This window comes from Microbacterium sp. ISL-59 (assembly GCF_018613945.1).
Lineage (GTDB): Bacteria > Actinomycetota > Actinomycetes > Actinomycetales > Microbacteriaceae > Microbacterium > Microbacterium oxydans_B.
Genome location: NZ_JAGGPG010000002.1, coordinates 390,216 through 407,479, shown reverse-complemented (window position 1 = coordinate 407,479; position 17,264 = coordinate 390,216). Strand labels below are relative to the sequence as shown.

At 68.4% G+C, this 17,264-nt stretch carries 20 protein-coding genes; 9 read left to right on the top strand and 11 right to left on the bottom strand.

What is annotated here, in order from left to right:
- Window positions 1-38: 38 nt before the first annotated feature.
- The gene (locus J7E45_RS06130) at window positions 39-854 is read right to left on the bottom strand and encodes an alpha/beta fold hydrolase (RefSeq protein WP_091035489.1); all 816 of its coding nucleotides are present in this window, start codon (window positions 852-854) and stop codon (window positions 39-41) included.
- A 154-nt stretch (window positions 855-1,008) separates the two neighbouring features.
- On the opposite strand from J7E45_RS06130, the gene J7E45_RS06125 reads away from it, so the two are divergent.
- Together J7E45_RS06125 and thrC are read left to right on the top strand one after the other, a co-directional pair.
- Window positions 1,009-1,515, top strand: coding sequence for a methylated-DNA--[protein]-cysteine S-methyltransferase (locus tag J7E45_RS06125; RefSeq protein ID WP_091035487.1), 507 nt, complete (start codon window positions 1,009-1,011; stop codon window positions 1,513-1,515).
- Window positions 1,516-1,604: 89 nt separating this feature from the next.
- Window positions 1,605-3,008, top strand: coding sequence for a threonine synthase (thrC, locus tag J7E45_RS06120; RefSeq protein ID WP_215067878.1), 1,404 nt, complete (start codon window positions 1,605-1,607; stop codon window positions 3,006-3,008).
- Window positions 3,009-3,020: 12 nt separating this feature from the next.
- Here the strand turns inward: thrC and J7E45_RS06115 are convergent, their stop codons facing one another.
- The 3 genes from J7E45_RS06115 to J7E45_RS06105 all read right to left on the bottom strand — a co-directional run bounded on the left by J7E45_RS06115 (window position 3,021) and on the right by J7E45_RS06105 (window position 4,605).
- The gene (locus J7E45_RS06115; RefSeq protein ID WP_091035482.1) at window positions 3,021-3,434 is read right to left on the bottom strand and encodes a VOC family protein; all 414 of its coding nucleotides are present in this window, start codon (window positions 3,432-3,434) and stop codon (window positions 3,021-3,023) included.
- Between the two features lie 97 nt (window positions 3,435-3,531).
- On the bottom strand, window positions 3,532-3,798 hold the full coding sequence (locus J7E45_RS06110; protein WP_167634189.1) for a glutaredoxin domain-containing protein: 267 nt from the start codon (window positions 3,796-3,798) through the stop codon (window positions 3,532-3,534).
- Between the two features lie 69 nt (window positions 3,799-3,867).
- Window positions 3,868-4,605 (bottom strand): SDR family oxidoreductase, encoded by a 738-nt coding sequence (locus J7E45_RS06105; RefSeq protein WP_215067876.1) that lies wholly within the window; start codon window positions 4,603-4,605, stop codon window positions 3,868-3,870.
- 152 nt (window positions 4,606-4,757) lie between these two features.
- Here J7E45_RS06105 and J7E45_RS06100 point away from each other — a divergent pair, with 152 nt between their 5' ends.
- From J7E45_RS06100 to J7E45_RS06090, 3 genes are all read left to right on the top strand, one after another.
- On the top strand, window positions 4,758-5,579 hold the full coding sequence (locus J7E45_RS06100; RefSeq protein ID WP_215067874.1) for a MerR family transcriptional regulator: 822 nt from the start codon (window positions 4,758-4,760) through the stop codon (window positions 5,577-5,579).
- 68 nt (window positions 5,580-5,647) lie between these two features.
- Window positions 5,648-6,988 (top strand): M20/M25/M40 family metallo-hydrolase, encoded by a 1,341-nt coding sequence (locus J7E45_RS06095; protein ID WP_215067872.1) that lies wholly within the window; start codon window positions 5,648-5,650, stop codon window positions 6,986-6,988.
- Window positions 6,989-7,043: 55 nt separating this feature from the next.
- Complete coding sequence (locus J7E45_RS06090; protein ID WP_091035471.1) at window positions 7,044-8,504, top strand: MFS transporter; 1,461 nt, start codon at window positions 7,044-7,046, stop codon at window positions 8,502-8,504.
- A 12-nt stretch (window positions 8,505-8,516) separates the two neighbouring features.
- Here J7E45_RS06090 and J7E45_RS06085 read toward each other — a convergent pair whose 3' ends face one another.
- The 5 genes from J7E45_RS06085 to J7E45_RS06065 form a co-directional block, all read right to left on the bottom strand.
- Complete coding sequence (locus tag J7E45_RS06085) at window positions 8,517-8,783, bottom strand: hypothetical protein (protein WP_205829010.1); 267 nt, start codon at window positions 8,781-8,783, stop codon at window positions 8,517-8,519.
- 196 nt (window positions 8,784-8,979) lie between these two features.
- Complete coding sequence (locus tag J7E45_RS06080; RefSeq protein WP_215067870.1) at window positions 8,980-10,149, bottom strand: RtcB family protein; 1,170 nt, start codon at window positions 10,147-10,149, stop codon at window positions 8,980-8,982.
- A 274-nt stretch (window positions 10,150-10,423) separates the two neighbouring features.
- The gene (locus J7E45_RS06075) at window positions 10,424-10,828 is read right to left on the bottom strand and encodes a VOC family protein (protein WP_091035463.1); all 405 of its coding nucleotides are present in this window, start codon (window positions 10,826-10,828) and stop codon (window positions 10,424-10,426) included.
- A gap of 32 nt (window positions 10,829-10,860) precedes the next feature.
- Window positions 10,861-11,247, bottom strand: a complete 387-nt coding sequence (locus J7E45_RS06070; protein WP_215067869.1) for an MmcQ/YjbR family DNA-binding protein — start codon at window positions 11,245-11,247, stop codon at window positions 10,861-10,863.
- Window positions 11,248-11,338: 91 nt separating this feature from the next.
- The gene (locus J7E45_RS06065; RefSeq protein WP_215067868.1) at window positions 11,339-12,106 is read right to left on the bottom strand and encodes a siderophore-interacting protein; all 768 of its coding nucleotides are present in this window, start codon (window positions 12,104-12,106) and stop codon (window positions 11,339-11,341) included.
- A 100-nt stretch (window positions 12,107-12,206) separates the two neighbouring features.
- Between J7E45_RS06065 and J7E45_RS06060 the strand changes: the two genes are divergently transcribed.
- The 4 genes from J7E45_RS06060 to J7E45_RS06045 are packed head-to-tail and all read left to right on the top strand — an operon-like array spanning window position 12,207 to window position 16,022.
- On the top strand, window positions 12,207-13,199 hold the full coding sequence (locus J7E45_RS06060) for a siderophore ABC transporter substrate-binding protein (protein WP_215067867.1): 993 nt from the start codon (window positions 12,207-12,209) through the stop codon (window positions 13,197-13,199).
- A 48-nt stretch (window positions 13,200-13,247) separates the two neighbouring features.
- On the top strand, window positions 13,248-14,234 hold the full coding sequence (locus tag J7E45_RS06055) for an ABC transporter permease (RefSeq protein ID WP_167634221.1): 987 nt from the start codon (window positions 13,248-13,250) through the stop codon (window positions 14,232-14,234).
- A gap of 16 nt (window positions 14,235-14,250) precedes the next feature.
- Window positions 14,251-15,270 carry an iron chelate uptake ABC transporter family permease subunit gene (locus tag J7E45_RS06050; protein WP_215067866.1) on the top strand — a complete coding sequence of 340 codons (1,020 nt, stop codon included), beginning with the start codon at window positions 14,251-14,253 and terminating at the stop codon, window positions 15,268-15,270.
- Complete coding sequence (locus J7E45_RS06045) at window positions 15,267-16,022, top strand: ABC transporter ATP-binding protein (RefSeq protein WP_215067865.1); 756 nt, start codon at window positions 15,267-15,269, stop codon at window positions 16,020-16,022. The genes J7E45_RS06050 and J7E45_RS06045 overlap by 4 nt, the downstream gene beginning before the upstream one ends.
- Window positions 16,023-16,051: 29 nt before the next feature.
- Here the strand turns inward: J7E45_RS06045 and J7E45_RS06040 are convergent, their stop codons facing one another.
- Together J7E45_RS06040 and J7E45_RS06035 are read right to left on the bottom strand one after the other, a co-directional pair.
- Entirely contained in the window at window positions 16,052-16,249 is a 198-nt protein-coding gene (locus J7E45_RS06040) for a hypothetical protein (protein WP_091035449.1), read from the bottom strand.
- 23 nt (window positions 16,250-16,272) lie between these two features.
- A complete protein-coding gene (locus J7E45_RS06035; RefSeq protein ID WP_215067864.1) occupies window positions 16,273-17,232 on the bottom strand; it encodes a DNA-3-methyladenine glycosylase in 960 nt (319 codons plus the stop codon).
- Between the last annotated feature and the right edge of the window lie 32 nt (window positions 17,233-17,264).

Sequence of the window (17,264 nt, the reverse complement as noted above, 5' to 3'; positions counted from 1 at the left end):
GCGATCTGCTCGACGGTCCCGTCGTGGCGTCGACGCGCTCAGAGCGCCGCGAGCACCTCCCGCAACCGGACCGCGAACTCCGCGGTGTGATCGACGAACCCGGTGTGATCGCCGGGGAAACGCGTCGGCGCGATGCCGAGCTGTGCGCCGAGCGCGGTCGTCGTGCGCTCGCACAGCTGACCGACCGACTCCTCGCCGATGCCGAGAACGAGGTGGTCCGCGCGTGCGCGCAGCGCTTCGACATCAGGCAGCCAGCGCACGCTCGCCGGCAGCTCGTATCGGAACCAGAACTGCTCGTCGGCGTGGTGCTGCGGATCGACCTCACCGCCGAACCACTGCACGAGGGCCTCTTCGGGCATCGGGATGTTGGCCTGCGCGAAGAACAGACGCCAGGCGCCGATGCGATCGCCCGAGAGCGCTGCTGTCGTGAGCTCATCGGTGATCCGCCGCTGCTCGACGCGGTCAGGGAGCAGCTCGAGCAGAGGTGGCTCGTGGGCGACGACCGTGGGAGCCAGGTCGGGGCGGGCCTGCGCCAGCGCCAGGCTGGTCACGGCGCCGCCGCTCGAGCCGAAGACGATCGCGGGGCCGAGGTCGACGTGCTCGATCAGTGCCGCGAGGTCGGCGGCCCGGCGCTCCAGAGGCGAGCCCTGGGACGGGTCGTGCAGGATGCTCCGCTTGATGCCGCGCGGGTCGGTCGTCAGCACCGTGTGGTCGGCGGCGAGCTCGTCCGCGAACGGGGCGAAGGCATCCGCGTCCATCGGGGCACCGATCAGGACCATCAGCGGTCCCTCGCCGCGGAGCTCGAAGTGGAGACGCACGTCGGGCAGGTCGAGTGCCGCGGTGGTCATGCTCATGGGTGCTCCTTGTCGTCGTGGTCATCGGACGGCGTGTGCCGAATCCCTGAGTCCAGGGTCGTCCTGAACAGTCGGCGACACCACCCCGGTCTGCGACACCGCTGTGTCCCGGGCCGTCGATCCGTCTGTCTGAGGCGGGCGGTAGCCTCGACGCATGTCCGCCTTCGCCACGCTCGCCTCGCCGGTCGGCGTCATCGGGGTGGTGAGTGATGGCGTGGCGATCACCCGCGTCATGTGGCGGTCGACTCCGCCCGAGGGCAGCGCACTCCCGGCCGGCCCGACCGCCGATCCGCTGCTCGCCGAGGCGCTCGCGCAACTGGCCGCCTACTTCGCGGGCACGCTGCGCCGCTTCGACGTACCGGTCGATCTCGGCGTGCAGACCGTGGCGACCAGAGCAGTGCTCACCGCGCTCCACGAGACGGTCGGGCACGGCGAGACGATCACTTACGGAGGGCTCGCCGCGCGCAGCGGCACCGAGGTGCCCGCCCGGGGGATCGGTTCGATCATGGGGGCGAACCCCGTCCCCCTGATCGTCCCCTGCCATCGGGTGGTGGCCGGCGACGGCCTCGGCGGATACTCGGGCGGCGACGAAGGCCAGGGGCTCGAGACCAAGCGCTGGCTGCTGGAGCATGAGGGGGCATTGCCGACCTCGCTGTTCTGAGCAGGAGCGACGGCATCCGTCATCCCGTCATTTCACCGACGAACACCCTGCGAGAATGGACGTGCCGAGTCCCGAGCCGAGGAGCCAACGTGCAGTTCATCTCCACCCGCGGCGGCATGCAGCCGCAGTCGTTCAGCGAGACGCTGTTGGAGGGCCTCGCGCCCGACGGCGGACTGGCTGTACCCGAGGTCATGCCGACCGTCGACGGTGAGACGCTCGAACGCTGGCGGGCACTGACCTACCCGCAGCTGGCGACCGAGGTGCTCGGACTCTTCGCGACCGACATCCCGCGCGCTGATCTGGCCCGGATGACCGACGCGGCATACGCCGACTTCCCCGATGGTGTCGTGCCGCTGCGAGCCATCGACGACGAGCTGACGCTCGTCGGACTCTCCGAGGGCCCGACGCTCGCCTTCAAGGACATGGCGATGCAGTTCCTCGGTCAGGTGCTCGAGTACACGCTGGAGCGCAACGACGCGGTGCTCAACATCCTCGGCGCGACCTCAGGCGACACCGGTTCTGCGGCCGAGCACGCCCTTCGCGGCAAGGAGCGCGTCGCGGTGTTCATGCTGTCGCCGCAGGGCCGCATGAGCGCATTCCAGCGGGCGCAGATGTTCTCGCTCGACGACGCGAACGTGCACAACATCGCGGTCGAGGGTGTCTTCGACGACTGCCAGAACCTCGTGAAGAAGCTCGCCGGCGATCTCGACTTCAAGCGCGCGCAGCACCTGGGCGCGGTGAACTCGATCAACCTGGCGCGCATCACGGCGCAGACCGTCTACTACTTCTGGGCGTGGTTGCGGGCGACGGATGCCGGCGGTTGGACCGAGCTGTCCTTCACGGTGCCCTCCGGGAACTTCGGCAACATCCTCTCCGGCTTCTTCGCCAAGCAGATGGGTCTCCCGATCCGGCGCCTGGTGCTCGCCGCGAACGAGAACAACGTCCTCGACGAGTTCTTCCGCTCCGGCGTCTACCGCCCGCGCAGCGCCGCACAGACGCTCGCGACCTCGAGCCCCTCGATGGACATCTCCAAGGCTTCGAACCTCGAACGCTTCATCTTCGAGCTCGTCGGCCGCGACCCCGCCCGCGTCGTGGGGGCCTGGGGCGACCTCGAGGCCCAGGGGTACTTCGACTTCTCGGCCGATCAGGAGCGCTTCCTCGAGGAGTTCGGCATCGTCAGCGGCACCTCGACGCACGAGGACAGGCTGGCGACGATCCGCTCGGTGTACGAGACGACGGGTGAGGTCATCGACCCGCACACGGCCGACGGTGTCAAGGTCGCGCGCGAATTCGTCGAGCCGGGTGTTCCGATGCTCGTGCTCGAGACGGCCAAGCCGGAGAAGTTCGCGGAGACGATCCACGAGGCCATCGGTGTCGAGCTCGGTTACGCGCCGGAGTTGCAGCAGATGCTCGACGCGCCCCAGCACGTGACCGAGATGGGTGACGACGAGCAGGCTCTCCGCGCCTTCATCGAGACGAACGCGCTGCACTGATCCTCGGGGTGCTCACTCCTCGGGGTCGCCGTGCAGCATCCAGGGGATGCCGAAGCGGTCGACCAGCATCCCGAAGAGTCCGCCCCACGGCGGCACATCCAGCGGCATCGTGATCGTCGCCCCGTCGGCGAGCTTCTCCCAGACCGCCCGCGTGGCGTCCTGGGAGTTGCCGCTCAGCGACACCGAGAACCCCTGCGGCTTCTCGTAGGGCATGCCGTCGGGAGAGTCCGACGCCATGAGGACGAGGCCCCCGGGAGCATCGATCTGTGCGTGCATCACGAGGTCCTTCTGGCTCGGATCCTGCGCCATGTCCGGAAACTCCCCGAAGGTGTTGATCACGAGCTCGCCACCGAGCACGCTCTGGTAGAACTCCATGGCCTCGCGGGCTTCGGTGCGGAACGAGAGATACGGGTTGAGAGCAGGCATAAGGACTCCAGGAGGTGAGAGGTGAGACGGCACCGCTGACGCTCAGTCTGCGCCGGGTGTCTTGCCTCCGCAAGAGGTCCGACGAGGTCGCCCGCGCTCAGGCCGGCAGCGCCTTGACCGCCGCGGTGAGCACCTGCGGAACGGTGGGTACGCCCGTGGCGCGGAACACCTCGACTCCTGAGGAATCGCGGATTATCACGGTCGGCGTGACGTCGATGTCGAGTGCTTCTGCGGCATCGGGATCCTGCGCGACATCGATCTCGGTCACCGTCGCATCCGGCAGGAATCGAGCGGCGTCAGCCAACACGGATCGGGTCCGCGCGCAGGCGCCGCAGAACGACGATGACACCAGGGTCAGCTCCATCCCCACCTCCTCGGATCCGCGATGCTTCTCCCTCGTGCAACCGCAGACCGCGCCGGGCTGTTCCCCGAGCTAGGACGTGAGCCACTCGTCGAACGTCTGGACACCCAGGTCCGCATCGGGACCGGGCAGAGCATGTCCCGCGCGCATCCCCGCCATCTGGGGCCCCGGCACGTTCAGGGCCGGAATCCAACCGCGATATCCCTCGCGGCGGGCGAAGGCGCGAATCATGTCGGACAGGCTCTCCTCGCGCGGGCCTGCGAAGTCGCGCACGCGACCCTGCGGCGACCCGGCAGCGAGCGCGGCGAGGCGTGCGCCCACTTCGGCGGCAGCCACGGGCTGCGTCCGCGCGTTCGGAGCGAGGTGCAGCGGGCCCACCTTCGCGCGCTCGAACATCTGACCCGCGAACTCATGGAACTGCGTCGCGCGGAGGATTGTCCACGGCACGCGCGAGGCCTCGACGACCTTCTCCTGCGCGACCTTCCCCGCGTCGTAGTCGTACGGGATGCGATCGATCCCGACGATCGACAGCAGCACGATGTGGCGGATTCCGGCGTCCGCCGCCGCCGACACCAGGTTCCCGGTCGCGGCGGTGAAGAACTCGATCGCCGCGCTCGCCTTGAGCGTCTGGATGCTCGCGACGTCGATCACCGCGTCGGCGCCCGCCAGAGCGGCATCGAGGCCTTGCTCGGTCACCAGGTCGACTCCCCGTGACCGGCTGAGCACGATCGCCTCATGCCCGGCGGCGCGCGCCGCCTCCACCGTGTGACGACCGACCGTCCCGGTTCCTCCTGCGACAGCGATTCTCATGACTGCTCCTTGTTCTTCTCGGTACATCCTTCTCCATGGCTGACCGGACAGGTGCTCGAAATGTGAGACGTCCGCAGAAACTGCTCGCTACGATTCCTCAGAGCGGGCGACCGCTTGACCTTGTCCCGAGGGCAGAGAGCATCGTGAATCCTGTGAGCCACTCCATCGACCTCCTCAGCATCGGTCCCTTCTCCGAGGCGGCCCTGCTCTCGCCGAAAGCCCTGCGCCTCTACGAGAAGCGGGGGCTCCTGGTGCCGCATGCGGTGGACCCGGACAACGGGTACCGCTTCTATCGGATCGAGCAGGCGAGGACGGGGCGGCTCATCTCCCTGCTGCGGACGGCGGGTATGAGCCTCGATGCGATCCAGGAGGTGCTCGCGCTGCCTGACGGCGACGCGATCGCGGCTCTGGATGCATTCCGGGATCAGGTGCGGACGTCCGCAGCCTCGACCGCCACGCTCCTCGACCAGGCGCGTGGCCATTTCAGAGGATCACCGATGAACACGAAGTCCCTCACGACCGACATCCGCCCCGAGCAGGCGGTGCTCAGTCTGCTCGTCACGACCTACGTCGGCGAGCTCGACGAACGCATCCGCGAGGCGCACGAGCGATTGAGCGCGCTGGCGGCCGAGCGCGATCTCACCGTCCCCTCCGACGCGTTCGGGATCTTCCATGCCCCGATCACCGCCGACAGCGACGGTCCCATCGAGGTGTGCCTTCCGGTCGACCGCGTCATCCGGGACACCCCGGAGGGAATCCGGAGCCATCGCCTCAGCGGCGGTGCGGCCGTCGCCGTCACGGTCGAGGGAGACGACACGGAGTTCCCCGCGATCCTCGCCGCCTACGACCGCGGTTGCGAGTGGATCGACGAGCAGAAGGCGACCAGGGTGGGCCCGCCGCGGGAGATCTGGCACGTGCTTCCGTGGGACGAGTCGCGTCCGGCACGCATGACGGTGCTCTGGCACTACGCGTAAGCACCGCCCGGCGGCGCTGCGTCCGGGCGGATGCGGGCGGAGCCGGGGCGCTCGGTACGATGGCGACTGTGACCACATCGACCGTGCGCCCCGGTATCGCCGAGCGGCTTTCGCAGATGATCCGCATCCCGACGGTCTCGGCTGAGCTCGATGAGCGCGGTGCGGCACCGTTCGAGGAGTTCGTCGCACTGATCGCCGAGCTTTATCCCCTGACGCACGAGCACCTGCGCCTCGAACGGCACACCGACTTCGGTCTGCTGTTCCACTGGCAGGGCACGGCCGCAGCATCGGGCGGACCGGTGGTGCTGATGGCGCACTACGACGTCGTCCCGGTCGATGAGAGCGACGCCTGGACCCATCCGCCCTTCGACGGCGTGATCGCCGACGGTTCGGTGTTCGGCCGCGGCGCCTTGGACGACAAGGGTCCGCTCATCGTCGTGCTCGAAGCGGTCGAGAATCTGCTCGCCGACGGGTTCACCCCGCCCCGCGATGTGTACCTCTCGTTCGGCGGCAACGAGGAGACCTACGGGAAGGCAGCCGAAGAGATCGCGCGTGTGCTGCGGGAGCGCGGCGTCGTGCCCTGGCTCGTGGTCGATGAGGGCGGTGCCGTCGTCGACGCGCCCCTGCCGTTCGTCCCCGGTCGGGCGGCGATGATCGGCGTCGGCGAGAAGGGCGTGATGACGCTCCGGTTGTCGGCGCGCGGCGAGGGCGGTCATGCCTCGGCTCCGCCGTCACTCACCGCTGTGCGACGCATCGGGAGGGCCGTCGACCGTCTCGGACCCGCCACCTTCCGCCCTCGCGTCTCGAAAGCGGTCCTGCGGATGCTGTCGCAGCTGGCGGCGCAGACGCCGGGGCCGGCCCACCACCTGCTGCGGTTCCTCGGAGCGGCGCCGCTCGTCACCGGTCAGGTGTTCGCGGCGCTCGGCGGTGAACCGGCGGCGCTCGTGCGCACGACCGTCGCCCCGACGATGCAGTCCGGCGGGACGGCCGCGAATGTGCTGCCCTCCCAGGCTTCCGCGACCGTCAACCTGCGCATCGCGCTGGGCGAGACGACGCAGCAGACCGTGTACCGGGTGCGCCGCCGCATCCGCGATCCCCTCGTGTCCGTCGAGGTGGTCGAGGCCAGTGAGCCCTCGCCGGAATCGCCCACCGACAACGCGCAGTTCGCCCTGCTCGGGGCCGCGCTCGAGGTCTCGCATCCCGGGGTTCCGGCGGTGCCGTACGTGATGATGGCCGCCACCGACTCCCGGCACTTCCACCGCTTCTCGCCGGCGGTCTACCGCTTCGCTCCGCTGGACATGTCGAACGCGCAGCGCGCCTCGATCCACGGCGTCGATGAGAGCGTCGAGATCGCCGCGCTGGAGCGCGGAGAGCGATTCCATCGCGCGCTTCTCGAACGGCTAGGGTGATCTCACCCTCCTCCCGCCTCGAGCGGGAGTACCCGAACAAGAAGCAGGAGACGCGATGACGCGCACCCGCACTCTGGGCACCCTCGCCGTCGTCGTCGGCTTCCTCGCGTTCGTGGAGTTCACGAGCGGCGTGCTGCAGGGCTATTACACGCCCATGCTCAGCGATATCGCCCGCCACCTCGGCATCCACGACGCCGACGTCAACTGGCTCGAGGGTGCGCAGCTCATGCTGTCGGCGCTGGTCGTCCCGGCGTTCGCGAAGCTCGGCGACATGGTCGGCCATAAGCGGATGCTGCTGATCTCCACCGCCGTCACCGCGGCGGCGGCCCTGGTGCTGCCGTTCACGGACTCCTTCGGCGTGTTCCTCGCGGCCTGGGCGCTCATGGGTTTCTACGTCGTCTGGCTCCCGCTCGAGATCGCCCTGATCTGGTCGCGGTCGCGCCGCATGGAAGGACGCTCCTCGATCACGGCCAAGGCGGCCGGTCTCCTGGTCGCTGCCCTCGAAGGCGGTGCGATCATCGGCGCTCTCGTCGGCGGCGCACTGATCGACGTTCTGCCGCTCACGGTCGTCCTCCTGGTTCCGGCCGTGCTCATCGTCGTGTGCTTCTTCGTGATCCTGTTCGGAGTCAAGGAGTCGCCCGAGCCCACCGGCGGCATCTTCGACACCGTCGGCCTCGTGCTGATCTCTCTGGCCCTCGTCTGCTTCACCGGCGGACTCAGCCTGCTCCGCCTCGAGGGTGGTCTCGTGAATCCGTGGTCCTGGGCCGTGGTCGTCTTCGGCGTGCTGCTGGTGATCCCGTTCGTGCTCTGGGAGCTGCGCTGCGACGACCCCCTCATCGATGTGCGCATGTTCCGCTCGCCCGCGCTCGGACCGGTGTTCCTCACCGCGGGCCTCTTCGGCGTCAGCGTGCTCGGTGCACAGGCTCCACTGTCGACGTTCGCGCGCACCGACCCGTCGATCTACGGCTACGGTCTCGGCACGAGCGGGTTCGCGACCTCGCTCATCATCGGCGTCTATCTCGTGGCGATGATCGCGGGTGCGCTGCTCTTCCCGACCATCGCACGATGGGCGACACCACGGGTCACGCTGATGGGTGCCTCGGTCCTCGTCGGCCTCGGCTTCCTGCTGTTCCTGCCGTTCCATGACACCTACGGTCAGGTCATCACGAACATGGTCGTCGTGGGCCTCGGCTCCGGCGCGCTGGTCGCGGCTCTCCCCGCTGCCGCCGCATCTGCCGCGCCCGCGACGCAGACCGGTGTCGCGACGGGTCTCACCAACTCGGTGAAGACCGTGGGCGGGGCGATCGCCTCGTGCGTCTTCGGCATCGCGCTGCTGCACGGTGTCGCCACCACCGCCGGTGCGACCGAGGGGACCGCGGGTTCGCTCGCGGGGTACTTCACCGTCTGGATCGTCTGCGGTGTCACCGCGCTCGTCGCAGCCGTCATCCTCGTGTTCGTGCCGAAGACCGCATTCACCGACCGATCGGTCGACGCGGAGGTCGCCCCGGTCGTCTGAGGTCGGGTCTGATCATTCCCGATCGAGACCGAACGTGCGCTTCACGATGGCCTGCACGTCGCCGTCGAGACCGTCGATGCGCGTGTTCACGGCATCGAACCGCGTGTCCACGGCGTCGAACCGCGTGTTCACCGCATCGAATCGGGCGTTCATCTCGTTGCGGAGTCCGCCGATCTCACTGCGGACGACGTGGATGAACAGCGTGGAGACCACGGTGAGAGTGCTGAACATCAGCGCGCTGAACGCCCCGATCATGGTCCAGATCTGCGCGTCATTCATGAATTCCACCCCGTCATCGTCGCATCGATTCCGCAAGCTTGCCAGGCCACGGGCAGCGAAGATATCGGTGACCCGGGAGGTGGGGACAGGACGTTTTCGAGCGTGTCGGGGGAGGAGTAGTCGTGCCGCTCTGACGAGGGCGACGAGGATGCCGCCGGAGCCGGGCGGCGCGATCTCCGCCGCCCGGCTCCTTGTCTCAATCGCCCTTCACGTTGACGAGCTGCCGCAGCGTGTGCCGGATCGATACGAGGCTCGCGGCATCCGCCATCACCCGGTCGATCGGCTTGTACGCCTGCGGGATCTCGTCGACGAAGGCGTCCGTGTCACGGAACTCGATGCCCGTCATCGCCTCCCGCAGCTGGTCGTGGGTGAACGCCCGCCTCGCGGCCGACCGGGAGTACTCCCGACCCGCCCCGTGCGGCGAGGAGTTCAGCGACTGCGGGTCGCCGAGTCCTTCGACCACGTAGGACGCGGTGCCCATCGATCCGGGGATGAGCCCCGGCCGACCGGCGTCCGCCTGGATCGCGCCCTTCCGTGACACCCACACCTGCTTGCCGTAGTGCTTCTCCGACTCGGTGAAGTTGTGGTGGCAGTTGATGCGCTCCTGCTCGTCGACGCCGGTGCCGAGGAACTCGGACACCTGCCGGATGACCCGGTCCATCATCTCCTCCCGGTTCAGCAGGGCGAAGTGCTGTGCCCACCGCAGCTCCCGGATGTAACGGGTGAACTCCTCGGTGCCCTCGACCAGGTACGCCAGATCGGGGTCGGGGAGGTCGATCCACCACTGCTTGCACAGCCGCTGCGCGACCGAGATGTGCTTCATGGCGATCTTGTTGCCGACGCCTCGGGACCCCGAGTGCAGGAACAGCCACACCCGGTCGAGCTCGTCGACCGACACCTCGATGAAGTGGTTGCCCGAACCGAGCGTGCCCAGCTGCAGCCGCCAGTTGCCGGCGTAGCTCGTGGGGTCGAAGCCGTTCTTCGCGGCGAGCTGCTCGAGCTCGGCGATGCGCGGCTCCGCGGTCGCGACGACCTTGCGGTTGTATCGGCCGGCCGACAGCGGGATGGCGCGTTCGATCTGCTCCCGAAGCTCGGCGAGGTCGCGACCCTCGAGGTCGTTCCTCGTGAATTGGGTGCGGACGGCGATCATGCCGCAGCCGATGTCGACACCGACGGCCGCGGGGATGATCGCGCCGAGCGTCGGGATGACCGAGCCGACCGTCGCCCCCTTGCCGAGGTGCGCATCCGGCATCAGCGCCAGGTGCGGGTGGATGAACGGCATGCGGGCCGTGGTGTGCGCCTGAGCGAGTGTCTTCTCGTCGATCAGCGACGCCCACGACAGCAGCCGTGCGGAGAGCCTCTCCATGATTCCTTTCCTTGTGGTGGTGGTCAGCCACAGGTCAGGGCGCTCTCCAACGGAAAACGCCCCGGACCTGACGGTGCGGGGCGTTGCGAGAGCGGATGCTGTCACACGGCGCGCGCCGGAGGGTACGACTCGTAGCGGTCATTGCGCTTCGACTGAAGCTGCAACACCGCTCCGATGGGAAGGTTCCGCTGGGCGGTCATCCGTCGACTCCTCGGCTGGCGTGCTGGGCCGATCGGCACAGCTTTGCCACACTAGGGCGCGACACGCCCGGGAGTCAAGCCGTCTCGCGCGGCGGGTTGTACATGAACTCGATGCGGATGCCGTCGGCGTCTTCGACGAAAGAGGCGTAGTAGCGCTCGGAGTAACGGGGATACTCCTTGGGGTCGCGCACGGCGGTCCAGCCCGCATCCAACGCGATCGTGTGCAGGCGTTCGACCTCGTCGCGCGTCGGAACGGCGAAGGCGATGTGCTGCCAGCCGATCTTGCCGTGCCGGTGGGGGGAGGAGTCCTCGTCCCAGGTGTACAGGATGATCTCGGTCTCGTCGCCGTTGTTCCACGAGACCGAGTGGTCGTCTTCGCCGCCGCTCTGATAGCCCAGGGCGGTGAGGACCGGATGGAACTGCGCGCGGCCGCGCTCGAGGTCGTCGACAGTGATGCCCAGATGATCCAGAAGTGCCATGCGGCCCAGTCTCCCAGAAACACCCGATCCCGTCAGGGGGCGATCTTCCCGAACGTGGCGGGGTCGACGGGCCGTTGGCGACGAGGGAGGTTCTCCACGACGAGGAGGTACGACTCGGTCACCAGCTCCCGGACGAGGTCCTGCGGCAGCGTGCCGCCGGGGCGGAGCGAGATCCAGTGCTTCTTGTTCATGTGATAGCCGGGGATGATGTCATCGAACTGCCGGCGAAGCGCGTCGCCGTCTTCGGGTGCCGACTTGAGGGTCACCATCGCCTCGCCGGTGGCCGAAGTGAGCAGCATGAACACCTTGTCGCGCACTTTGAACACGTCCCATTCGGGGCCGAAAGGATGCTCGAGTCGAGCCCCCGGCAGTTCCTCGGCGCGGTCGCGCGCACACTGCTGCAGGCGGTCACCTTTCATGAGCACTCCACCCTCGAGACAATGAGAACCACGGTGACACCACCGTACTCACCCGCACCGACAGAGGCGGCTGCGGAGCCGGGAACGCAGGTCAGTGCGGTGCGTGGTACTCGGCTTCGCCACGCTTCCAGTAGCCCTTCACGACCGCGTTCGCGGTGTCGACGCCCCAGCGGCCGAGCAGTGCACGGCCTGGCTTGACGATCGACTGCTCGGCGGCGATGAAGACGAACGGGTCGGAGCCCACGGCGTCTTCGGCGGTCAGGCGCTCGAGGAAGGCGATGAGCGCGGAGCCGGAAGGAGCATCGCCGCGGTGCAGCCACTCGACCTCGACCGGCGCTTCGATGTCGAACTCGCGGCCCTGATTGACGGTCTCCACCACGATGCGTGCCGGGGTTCCCTCGGGGATCAGCGCGGCGAAGCGGCGGATCGCGGGGATCGCCGTCTCGTCGCCGACGAGCAGCCATCCACCGGGCTCGCCGACCAGCACGGCCGACCCGCGGGGGCCGCCGACGCCGATGGACGAACCGAGCGGAGCCGTCGCCGCCCATGGCGCCGCGACGCCCTGATCGCCGTGCACGGCGAACTCGACGTCGAGCCAGTCGTCGCCCCAGTCCAGCGGCGTGTACTCACGGCTCGGAGAAGCACGCAGCTCCTCGGCGGAGCCGACCGGCCCCGCCGGGAAGAACAGCCGCATGTGGTCGTCCAAGCCCAGCGACTCGAAGCCGGCGAGGTCGGAGCCGGTCAGCCGCACCCGCACGAAGTCCGGAGCCAGCCATTCGCGGGCGCTCAGAGTCACGGTGCGGAAGCGCAGCTCGAGGCCGCGACGCTCGATCGAGAAGCCGAATTTCGTATTGCTCATGAAGTAAGGCTAACCTAAATAAGTCGAGGGAAGGGCACCCTAACCTCGACGTCCCGGCGCCATCGTGTGCGCACAGATCCCGCAGAACAGGAGTCTCTCCATGTCCGTGCCCAGAACCCTCACCGCCACGAGCGCCGCGCTCGTCGGCCTCCTCGCCCTCGCCGGCTGCGCTTCCGGCAGCACGGCTGAACCTGCGAAGGACGAACCCGCGGCGGCATCCGTCACGATCGAGGACAACACCGGCACGCACGAGATCGCGACCCCTCCGGCCTCCATCGTCGCCCTCGACAACCGCACCTTCCAGACGCTCTCGGACTGGGGAGTCGAGCTCTCGGCCGGCGCCGTCGCGCTCATGCCGGAGACTGTGTCGTACGTGAAGGACGACGGCATCGTCGACATCGGTCTGCACAGCGAGCCCGACCTCGAGGCCGTCGTCGCGGTCGAACCCGACCTCATCATCAGCGGCCAGCGCTTCACCCAGCACAACGCGGCCATCGCCGACGTCGTCCCCGACGCGACGATCATCGATCTCGAGCCCCGCGAGGGCGAGCCCTTCGACGAGGAGCTCAAGCGCCAGGTCACCGTTCTCGGCGAGATCTTCGGCAAGCAGGACGAGGCGAAGAAGCTGGTGGACGATTTCGACGCGGCCGTCGAGCGAGCCCAGGCCGCCTACGGCGAGGCCGACACCGTCATGGCCGTGAACACCTCCGGCGGCGAGATCGGGTACCTCGCCCCGACCGTCGGCCGCTCGCTCGGCCCGATCTACGACATCCTCGGCCTGACTCCCGCTCTCGAGGTCGAGGACGCGACCGACGACCACCAGGGCGACGACATCTCGGTCGAGGCGATCGCGGCCTCGAACCCCGACTGGATCCTCGTGCTCGACCGCGACGCCGTGTTCGCCGCGGAGACCCCCGACTACGTCCAGGCGGCCGAGATCCTGGAGAGCTCCGAGGCGCTCGCCAGCGTCACGGCGGTGAAGGACGAGCAGATCGTCTACATGCCCACCGACACCTACCTGAACGAGGGCATCCAGACCTACACGACGTTCCTCGAGGACTTCGCCGACGCACTTGAGGCCGCGAAGAACTGAGGTAACGCGGCGGCATCCGGATGACCCGGGTGCCGCCGCACCGTCATCATGGTCTCCACCGACATCACCCAGCCGTCCCGGAACGCCGGGCGGCTCTTCGACGGCACGCTGCTCATCGGCGTGCTCGTCGTCGTCGTGCTCCTCGTCATCTCGCTCTTCACCGGCGTGTACGACATCGCCGGAGCCGACGACGGCGCGGAGATGTTCCAGATCACGCGCGTTCCCCGCACGATCGCCCTCGTCCTCTCGGGCGCGGCGATGGCGATGGCGGGCCTCGTGATGCAGCTGCTCACCCAGAACCGTTTCGTCGAGCCCACCACCACCGGAACCACCGAGTGGGCAGGGCTCGGGCTCTTGACGGTCATGATCCTCGTCCCGCAGCCGTCGCTCCCGCTGCGGATGGCGGGAGCGGTGCTCGCGGCGTTCGTCGGCACGATGGTGTTCTTCGCCTTCCTGCGCCGCGTCGCCCTCAAGTCCTCGCTCATCGTCCCGATCGTCGGCATCATGCTCGGCGCGGTCGTCGGCGCCCTGTCGACCTATCTCGCTCTCGCCACCAACTCCCTGCAGATCTTGGGCGTCTGGTTCGCCGGCAGCTTCACCTCGGTGATGCGCGGCCAGTACGAGATGCTGTGGATCGTCGCGATCATCGGCGTGATCGTCTTCCTCGTCGCCGACCGCCTGACCATCGCGGGGCTCGGCGAAGAGGTCGCCACGAACGTCGGGGTGAACTACAACCGGATCATCCTGCTCGGCACGGTGCTGATCGCCGTGACGACGGGGGTGGTCACGGTCGTCGTCGGCAACCTGCCCTTCCTCGGCTTGATCGTGCCGAACATCGTCTCGATGGTGCGCGGTGATGACCTGCGCAGCAACCTGCCCTGGGTGTGCCTGCTCGGCATCGCGATCGTCACGGTGTGCGACATCATCGGGCGCACCATCATCATGCCGTTCGAGGTCCCGGTGTCACTGATCCTCGGTGTCGTCGGCGCCGTGGTGTTCGTGCTGCTCCTGTTGAGGCAGCGTCGACGTGGTTAGCGGCGTGGGGCAGCGGATGGCGACACCCCCGGCGACGCGCTCGGCCGGCTCGTTCACGACCCCGCGTGCGCGTCGGCGCTACCTGATCGTGCTGGGCATCCTCATCGTCCTGGCCGTGGGATCCGGATTCGGCCTCCTCGCGTGGGGGAACCCCATGCCCGTCGGCTCGACGGGGTTCTGGCGCATCGCCCAGCATCGCGCGATCGATGTGACGGTGATGGCGCTCGTCGCGGTCGCGCAGGCCATCGCCACCGTGAGCTTCCAGACGGTCACCAACAACCGCATCATCACCCCATCGATCATGGGCTTCGAGTCGCTGTATCGCGTCGTGCAGACCTCGACCGTCTACCTGTTCGGGGTTGCCGGGCTCGTGGCGATCCAGGGAGTCGGCCAGTTCGCGATCCAGGTCGTGATCATGGTCGGGCTCGCGGTCGCGCTCTACGGCTGGTTGCTTTCCGGGCGCTACGGCAACCTGCAGATCATGCTCCTGGTGGGCATCGTGATCGGTGGGGGGCTGGGCGCGATCGCCACGTTCATGCAGCGACTGCTCACCCCGAGCGAGTTCGACGTGCTCGCCGCCCGGCTGTTCGGCAACGTCTCCAACGCCGATCCCTCCTACCTCCCGTTGGCGGTCCCGCTCGTCATCGCGGCATCCGCGCTGCTCTGGCTGCGGTCCCGCCGGCTGAACCTGATGGCCTTGGGTCCGGATGCCGCGCGCTCCCTCGGCGTCGACCATCGCCGCGAGCTCTTCATCGTGCTCTTCCTGGTGGCCGTGCTGATGGCGACCTCGACCGCGCTCGTCGGTCCGATGACGTTCCTCGGATTCCTGGTGGCGACGCTGGCGTATCAGTTCGCCGACACGCACGACCATCGGCTCATCTTTCCCGTCGCGGTGCTCACGGCGTTCACCATCCTCGCGGGCGCGTACTTCGTGATGAAGAACGTCTTCTACGCGCAGGGGATGGTGTCGATCCTGATCGAGCTCGTCGGCGGCACCGTGTTCCTCATCGTCATCCTCAGAAAGGGCAGACTGTGATCGCACTCGACGGCGTCCGCCGTGACTACAGCAGCGAGGTCGCGATCGGCCCCGTCGATCTCGAGATCCCCGCCGGCGGTATCACCGCGCTCATCGGACCCAACGGCGCCGGCAAGTCGACCCTGCTGACGATGATCGGTCGGTTGAACGGCATGGATGCCGGCACGATCGAGATCGCCGGACTCGATGTCGCCTCCACCAAGTCGAAGGACCTGGCGAAGGTCGTGTCGATCCTGCGCCAGGAGAACCACTTCGTCACCCGGCTCACCGTGCGCCAGCTGGTGGGTTTCGGACGCTTTCCGCACTCGAAGGGGCGGCTGACTCGGGCGGACGAGGAGATCATCAGCCAGGCGATCGACTTCCTCGATCTGGGGCCTCTCGAGGGGCGCTATCTCGACGAGCTCTCCGGCGGGCAGCGCCAGCGCGCCTACGTCGCGATGGTCTTGGCGCAGGACACCGAGTTCGTCCTGCTGGACGAGCCGCTGAACAATCTCGACATGCGGCACGCGGTGCAGATGATGAAGCACCTGCGCCGGGCGGCAGAGGAGCTCGGACGGACGATCGTCATCGTGCTGCACGACATCAATTTCGCCGGGCACTACTCCGACCACATCTGCGCCATGAAGGACGGAGCGGTGGTGGAGTTCGGGCCACCGGCCGAGATCATGACTGACGATGTGCTCACGCGGGTGTTCGACACCCCGGTCCGTGTCGTCGAGGGGCCGTCGGGGCCGCTCGCCGTCTACTACTGAGCGGACCGATGCGGCGCGCGAGGGGGCGCTCAGAGCTCGATGCCGTGGTCCTCGTCGTTGACGCCGGCGTTGTTGCCGCGGCGCGACTCGTAGCCGAGGAACCATCCCAGCCAGACGATCGCAGCGAGGAGCACACCGAGCCAGACGTTCTGGAAGATCAGCCCGACCACCACGCCGACGATCAGCAGGCCGACGGTAATGGAGATGCGTAGCGCTCTGCGGGACATGGCCCCAGCATAGGCCGACGGAGTCAGCGGCCGCGATGGTCCTCGGGAGCGAGACGGGGGCCGCGGCGCGGTTCTTGGACCCCGCTGGCGAAGATGAGACGGATGACGCGCTGCCGCTGACCGGCCCAGGGTTCGAGGAGCTCGAGCATCCCGTCGTCGTCGGTGCGCTTCCCGGTGAGCGCGTGCCCTACCTCGTGCGCCAGGTGGTAGTCGCCGACGCTGACGGCATCGGGGTCTCCGAGCGCGCGGATGCGGGTCTCGGCCGACGTCCAGACGCCGACGCCCGGCAGGCTGGTGAGCACGCGGTCGCGGTCGGCGCCGGTCGTCGCCGCGCTCACGGCACGGGCGATGCGGTCGCCGCGCTCGGCCGCGCGCACGATCGTGCGGGACTGCGGTGGCTCCACTCCCGCGCGGTGCCAGGCCCACGAGGGGATGCGGAACCACTGCGCAGCTGTCGGTGCGGCGAACATCGGCCGCGGTGTGGGGCCGGGTGCGCGCTCGCCGAAGCGCGAGACGAGCCACCGCCAGGCGCCGAAGGCCTGCATGCCGGTGACCTTCTGCTCGATGATCGCGCACGCGAGAGCGTCGAACACCGCGTCGGTGCGCGTGAGCCGGAGGCCAGGATGGCGGCGGGCCGACTCGGCGATGAGCGGATGCCGTGCGGCATCGAAGTCACCGGGCTCGTCGTGTGCGCCGCACAGAGCGGGAACGAGCGAGAGTGCATGCTCGGCGCCGGGTCCCCAGGCCGAGACCTTGACCTCGTCGCCCGACATGCGCAGGGCGAGTGTCGCGAGGCCGAGCGGAGTGCGCACGGCACGCCAGATGACGGCGCCGTCGATGACGGTCGTCGGATCGGTGCCGCCGCGACGCAGCATGCCGACGGTACGGCGGAGATCGAGGGGGTGCGGTGGCCGGTAGACCGTCTCCCGGCGAGCATCCGCGGACGCGGCACCGGCCGCTGCAGGATGCTCGATCAGGGTCATGCGCCCACCCTACGCGCCGGTCCTGACACCGA